The sequence below is a fragment of the Rhizobacter sp. P1_G5 genome, from assembly GCF_056405435.1.
Window position 1 is genome coordinate 1 of the sequence record NZ_JBFUCB010000380.1, and the last position, 5,935, is coordinate 5,935.

General features: G+C 69.5%; 7 protein-coding genes. 5 read left to right on the forward strand and 2 right to left on the reverse strand.

The features are described 5' to 3' along the window. Positions 1-127: 127 nt before the first annotated feature. Together AC1D12_RS22305 and AC1D12_RS22310 are read left to right on the forward strand one after the other, a co-directional pair. Entirely contained in the window at positions 128-1,516 is a 1,389-nt protein-coding gene (locus AC1D12_RS22305) for an aminopeptidase P N-terminal domain-containing protein (RefSeq protein WP_477842919.1), read from the forward strand. Between the two features lie 27 nt (positions 1,517-1,543). After that, on the forward strand, positions 1,544-3,013 hold the full coding sequence (locus AC1D12_RS22310) for a sensor domain-containing diguanylate cyclase (RefSeq protein WP_477825155.1): 1,470 nt from the start codon (positions 1,544-1,546) through the stop codon (positions 3,011-3,013). A gap of 11 nt (positions 3,014-3,024) precedes the next feature. Here AC1D12_RS22310 and AC1D12_RS22315 read toward each other — a convergent pair whose 3' ends face one another. After that, entirely contained in the window at positions 3,025-3,321 is a 297-nt protein-coding gene (locus AC1D12_RS22315) for a type II toxin-antitoxin system RelE/ParE family toxin (RefSeq protein ID WP_047501491.1), read from the reverse strand. Between the two features lie 4 nt (positions 3,322-3,325). Continuing rightward, positions 3,326-3,547: an addiction module protein gene (locus AC1D12_RS22320; protein WP_477842921.1), complete on the reverse strand. Its 222-nt coding sequence runs from the start codon at positions 3,545-3,547 to the stop codon at positions 3,326-3,328. A gap of 87 nt (positions 3,548-3,634) precedes the next feature. Between AC1D12_RS22320 and AC1D12_RS22325 the strand changes: the two genes are divergently transcribed. From AC1D12_RS22325 to AC1D12_RS22335, 3 genes are all read left to right on the forward strand, one after another. Further along, positions 3,635-4,051: an LIC_13387 family protein gene (locus AC1D12_RS22325; RefSeq protein WP_047501487.1), complete on the forward strand. Its 417-nt coding sequence runs from the start codon at positions 3,635-3,637 to the stop codon at positions 4,049-4,051. A gap of 136 nt (positions 4,052-4,187) precedes the next feature. Beyond that, on the forward strand, positions 4,188-5,465 hold the full coding sequence (lplT, locus tag AC1D12_RS22330; protein WP_047501485.1) for a lysophospholipid transporter LplT: 1,278 nt from the start codon (positions 4,188-4,190) through the stop codon (positions 5,463-5,465). Continuing rightward, positions 5,462-5,935, forward strand: a 474-nt coding sequence (locus AC1D12_RS22335; protein ID WP_477842923.1) for an EamA family transporter, incomplete at its 3' end; no start/stop codon positions are given. The genes lplT and AC1D12_RS22335, both read left to right, overlap by 4 nt.

Below are 5,935 nucleotides of genomic sequence, written 5' to 3' on the forward strand. Positions count from 1 at the left end.
AGGAAATGCTGCGCGAGCTGCGCCGCCTGCGCAAGCAGCGCGCCGAGGCGGCGGCGGCCGCCGGCGACCCGCCGAAAGCGCGCGCGGACAGCGAGTTCTGACGCAGCGGCGCAGCGCCCTCCTCCCGATGCGCACCCACTCCTTCCGCCAGCGCCGCGCCGAACTGGCCCGTCGCCTCGCGGCGGCCGGCGGCGGCATCGCGATCGTGCCGACCGCGGCCATGCAGCTGCGCAACGGCGACAACGAGCACCCGTTCCGCCACGGCAGCCACTTCCACTACCTGAGCGGCTTCGACGAGCCGCACAGCTGCCTGGTGCTGCATGCCGACGGCCGCAGCGAGCTGTTCTGCCACGGCGCCAGTGCCGAGCGCTCGGTGTGGGAAGGGCCGATGCTCGGCCCCGAAGCCGCACCGCAGGCGCTCGGCGTCGACCAGGCCTGGCCGATCGAGCGGCTCGACGAGCTGCTGCCCGAGCTGATGGGCCGTGTGCGCAATGTCTGGACGCTGTTCACCGTGCCGAGCGCGATCGACCAGCGCCTGCCCGGCTGGCTGGCGCGCGCACGCACCCGCGCCGGCCTCGGCGCCGAGGGCCCGGTGCACCGCGACCTGGGCCCGCTGGTCGACGAGATGCGGCTGATCAAGGACAGCGACGAGATCGACACGATGCGCCGTGCCGCGGCGATCTCGGCCGGCGCCCATGCGCGCGCGATGCGCTGGTGCGGGCAGCGCTTTCGCGCCGACCCGGCGGCCGCCGTACGCGAGTACGAGATCGAGGCCGAGCTGCTGCATGAGTTCCGCCGCCATGGCGCGAGCGGGCCGGCCTACGGCACCATCGTCGCGGCCGGCGGCAATGCCTGCGTGCTGCACCACGCGGCCGGCCCCGCCGAGCTGCGCGCCGGCCAGCTGTGCCTGGTGGACGCGGGCTGCGAGCTCGACGGGTATGCGAGCGACATCAGCCGCACCTTTCCCGCCGATGGCCGCTTCACCGCGCCGCAGCGCGCGCTGTACGACGTGGTGCTGGCGGCGCAGCAGGTGGCGGTGGCCGCGACGCGGCCCGGCTGCCGCCAGCGCGACGCCCACGAAGCCGCGGTGCGCGTGCTGTCGCAGGGCCTGCTCGACCACGGGCTGCTGTCGCACGACCGGCACGGCGATGTCGATGCGGTGATGGCGAGCGGCGCCTACCGGCGCTTCTACATGCACGACACCGGCCACTGGCTGGGGCGCGACGTGCACGATGTCGGCGAGTACCTGTCGCTGCAGGAGCCGGCCGTCGACCAGCCGGATTTCCGCGGCGGGCGGGTCGTGCGCGCGCCGTCGCGCCGGCTCGAATGCGGCATGGTCGTCACGCTGGAGCCCGGCCTGTACGTGCAGCCGGCGCCCGACGTGCCCGAGGCCTACTGGAACATCGGCATCCGCATCGAGGATGATGCGGTCGTGACGCCGGGCGGATGCGAGCTGATCMGCCACGCGGCACCGGTGGAGCCGGATGCCATCGAAGCCTGGATGAATGCGCACTGAGGTCGCCGCTGCCATGAACGTCAAGCCATGAACGTTACTGAGGCCCTGCCCCCCGCCGAGCTGGCCAGCCTGTTCGAGCTCGCGCCGGTGTCGCTGTGGCTGGAGGACTACAGCGCGCTGCATGCGTTGTTCTCGCGCTGGCGCGCTGCCGGCGTGACCGACCTGCGCGCGCACCTGCGGGCCGACCCACGCCGCGTCGCCGAATGCTCGGCCTGCCTGCGCGTGCTGCAGGTGAACCGGCGCACGCTGGAGCTGTACGGCGCGCGCGACCTGGCACACCTGGTCGAGAACCTGGCGCGCGTGTTTCGCGACAACATGTTCGAGCAGCTCGTCGAGGAGCTGGCCGCGCTGTGGGACGGCCGCACCCGCTTCACGAGCCAGACGGTCCACTACGCGCTGGACGGCCGGCGCCTCGACATCGTGCTGAACGCCACCGTGCTGCCGGGCCACGAGGCCGGCTGGGATCGCGTGCTGCTCGCGATCGAGGACGTGACCGAGCGCAGCGCCGCGGCCGAGGCGCTGCGGCTGAGCGAGCTGTATGCGCGCGGGCTGTTCGAGCATTCGCCGGTGTCGCTGTGGGTGGAGGATTTCAGCAGCGTGAAGCGGCTGCTCGACGAGGCCCGCGCGCAGGGCATCAGCGACTTCCGGGTGTTCACCGACGTGCACCCGGAGTTCGTCAGCCGCTGCCTGCAGGAGATCCGCGTGATCGACGTGAACCAGCAGACGCTGCGCATGTTCGGCGCGCCCGACCGCGGCACGCTGCTGCGGCGGCTGGACGACGTGTTCCGCGACGACATGGCCTCGCATTTCGCCGACCAGCTGCACGACCTGTGGAACGGCAAGACCACGCACCAGCGCGAGGTCGTCAACTACAACCTGGCCGGCGACAAGCTGCATGTGTACCTGCAGTTCTCGGTGCTGCCCGGCCACGAGGCCGACTGGGACCTGGTGCTGATCTCGCTGACCGACATCACGGCACGCAAGCAGGCCGAGGCGTACCTCGAGTTCCTCGGCAAGCACGACCCGTTGACCAAGCTGCGCAACCGGGCCTTCTTCGTCGACGAGATCAACCGGCTGGAGCGCAAGGGGCCGTGGCCGGTGACGGTGGTGGTGGCCGACCTGAACGGGCTGAAGACGATCAACGACACGCAGGGCCACGCGGCCGGCGACGCGCTGCTGCGGCGCGCCGGCGAGGTGCTGACGAAGGCGATCGACAAGCCGATGTGCGCCGCGCGCATCGGCGGCGACGAATTCGCGCTGCTGCTGCCGGGGATGGATGCACGCGCCGCGCAGCTGCTGCTGGAACGGCTGGCCTCGCTGGCGGAGCTGAACAACCAGTTCCACGGCACGACGACGCTGAGCTTCGCGCTCGGCATCGCCACCTGCGAGGCCGGCGGGCGCATCGAAGCCGCGGTCAACGAGGCGGACCACGCGATGTATGCGTCGAAGAAGGCGTTCTATGAGAGCGCGGAGATGAATCGGCGCAAGGCGGGGTGAGCGGGTTGCGCTCAGTCGACACGCGAAGCCCAGTAGTGCGGGCGCTTCCTATGAGGGGCGATGGCCACGACAAGCAGCCTGTCTTGCCAAGCCCGGTAGACGATGCTGAACGGAAACCCTTTGACCAGGACGCTGCGGGTCTCCTTGAAGCTCGGTGCACCGCCCAACGGATGCGTCCTGACGCGGGAAACTGCCGCTTCGACAGCGGCCTGGAAGCGCAGGCCAGCTCCCGTGGCGCCCTTGGAGTAGTAGGTGACTTCCTTGAGCAGCTCGATCTCTGCGGCGGGAAGGAAGGAGACCTTGATCACCGCGCTATTCGGTGAGCCTTGGCGAACACATCTTCTGCGTCAATCGGCAGGACTTCACCCCGCTCGAACTCGGCCAACCTGCGTTGGATCTCGTTTCCCACGCCGTGTCGAGCTCAGCGGCGGCTGGCTCGTTGAGCGATTCCATCAGTTGCTCGACGAGCCGTTCACGGTCTTCCGGCGGCAATGCCCGACCGAGGCTGAGGATGTGGGACACGGGATCGGACATGGTCGGCTCCTGATGGCTGGATCGGAGTCTAACGCTCGGGGTTGCGCCTCGTAACGAGGCTTGCGCATTCGACCCACACAATCCCGCATGTCCCAAATCCTGATCCTTGCCGGCGCAGCGATCTACGGCCTGCTCGGTCTGCTGCACCTGGCCTTCACGTTCTCCGGCACGAACTTCGATCCGCGCGATGCCAACGTCGCGCGCGCGATGCGGTCGAGTTCGCCGCGCCTGACCCGCGACACGACGATGTGGAAGGCCTGGATCGGCTTCAACGCGAGCCACAGCCTGGGCGCCATCCTGTTCTCGCTGGTCTACCTGATGCTCGCCGCGATGCACATGGACGTGCTGCGCCGCTCGCCCACCTTCGTGTGGCTGGCCGGCATCGCGAGCGCCGCCTACGTCGTGCTCGCGCTGCGCTACTGGTTCCGGATTCCGCTGGCGGCGACGGCGATCGCGACCAGCTGCTTCGTCGCCGGGGCCGTCACGATGTCGCTGGGGTACTGAGCCGGTCGGCGCGACGGGGGCACCATGCCCCGTGCTATAACCGCCGCCGCGGGGAACCAGCAGCGGCCGCGTCGAGCGCTGCATCGATTGATGACCGGGCCCACCCGGCATGCGACAGGCAGCACGCTCTCAGCGAATGAAAAAAGGTTTCTACACCATCATGTCGGCGCAGTTCTTCAGCTCGCTGGCTGACAACGCGTTGCTGGTGAGCGCCATCGAACTGTTGAAGACCTCTCACGCGCCCACCTGGCAGGTGCCGGCGCTGAGTCCGATCTTCGCGCTGTTCTATGTGATCCTCGCGCCCTTCCTCGGCGCGTTCGCCGACGCCGTGCCGAAGGGGCGGGTGATGTTCGCGTCGAACGCGATCAAGGTGATCGGCTGCCTGATGATGCTGTTCGGCAGCCATCCGCTGATCTCCTACGCGATCGTCGGCCTGGGCGCCGCCGCCTACTCGCCGGCCAAGTACGGCATCCTGACCGAGCTGCTGCCGAACTCGCAGCTGGTCAAGGCCAACGGCTGGATCGAGGGGCTGACCATCCTGTCGATCATCCTGGGCCTGCTGCTCGGCGGCCAGCTGGTCGGCCATGCGATCGCGGCGCACCTGCTCGCCTTCGACCTGCCGCTGGTCGACACCGGCATCAACACCCCCCCCGAAGCGGCGATCTCGATCATCGTCTTCCTGTACGTCGTCGCCGCGCTCTTCAACCTGCGCATCCCGCGCACCGAGGCGCCGCTGCAGCCGCTCTCGCACAGCGTCGTCGAGCTGGTGCGCGATTTCTCCAGCTGCAATGCCCGCCTGTGGAGCGACAAGCTGGGCCAGATCTCGCTGTCGACGACCACGCTGTTCTGGGGCGTCTCGGGCAACCTGCGCGTGATCGTGTTCGCCTGGGCCGCCGCGGCGCTCGGCTACACGACCACGCAGGCCTCGACGCTGGCCGGCGTGGTGGCGCTCGGCACCGCGGTCGGTGCGATCGCGGCATCGGTGCGGGTGCGGCTCGACCAGGCGACCAACGTGATCCCGCTCGGCATCATGATGGGCGTGCTGGTGATCGGCCTGAACTTCATCCACAACGTCTGGATGGCCGCCCCCTTCCTGGTGATCCTCGGCGCGATCGGCGGCTACCTGGTGGTGCCGATGAACGCGCTGCTGCAGCACCGCGGGCACAACCTGATGGGCGCCGGCCGCTCGATCGCGGTGCAGAACTTCAACGAGCAGGCCTGCATCCTCGGGCTCGGCGCGTTCTACACCGGCATGACGAAGTTCGGCATGTCGGCCTTCGCGTCGATCACGGTGTTCGGCCTGGTCGTCGCCGGCACCATGTGGCTGATCCGCCGCTGGCATGCGCGCAACCTGGTCGTCTACCGCGACGAGGTCGATCACCTGCTCGCCCTCGCCCGCAGCGACAAGCATTGAACCTGACGCCCGCAGCCGCCGGCCGCGACGCGCAAACCGCCCCCGGCTTCCTCCCCGCGCTCGCCCTCGGCTTCAACGCGCTGGTGTGGGGCGTCTCGTGGTGGCCGTTCCGCGAGCTGCAGGCGCTCGGCCTGCACCCGCTGTGGGCCACCGTGCTGGTCTATGCGGTCGCGGTGCTGCTGATCGTCGCGACGCGCCGCCGCGCCCTCGGCACGCTGCTGCGCACGCCGAGCCTGTGGCTGCTGATGCTGGCGTCGGGCACCACCAATGCGGCCTTCAACTGGGCGATGGTGATCGGCGACGTGGTGCGCGTCGTGCTGCTGTTCTACCTGATGCCGCTGTGGACGGTGCTGCTGTCGCGGCTGGTGCTGAAGGAGGCCTTCACGCCGACCACCGCGCTGCGCATCGCGCTGGCCCTGGCCGGCGCCTTCATCGTGCTGAAACCGGCCGGCGCAGGCGTCGCGTTGCCG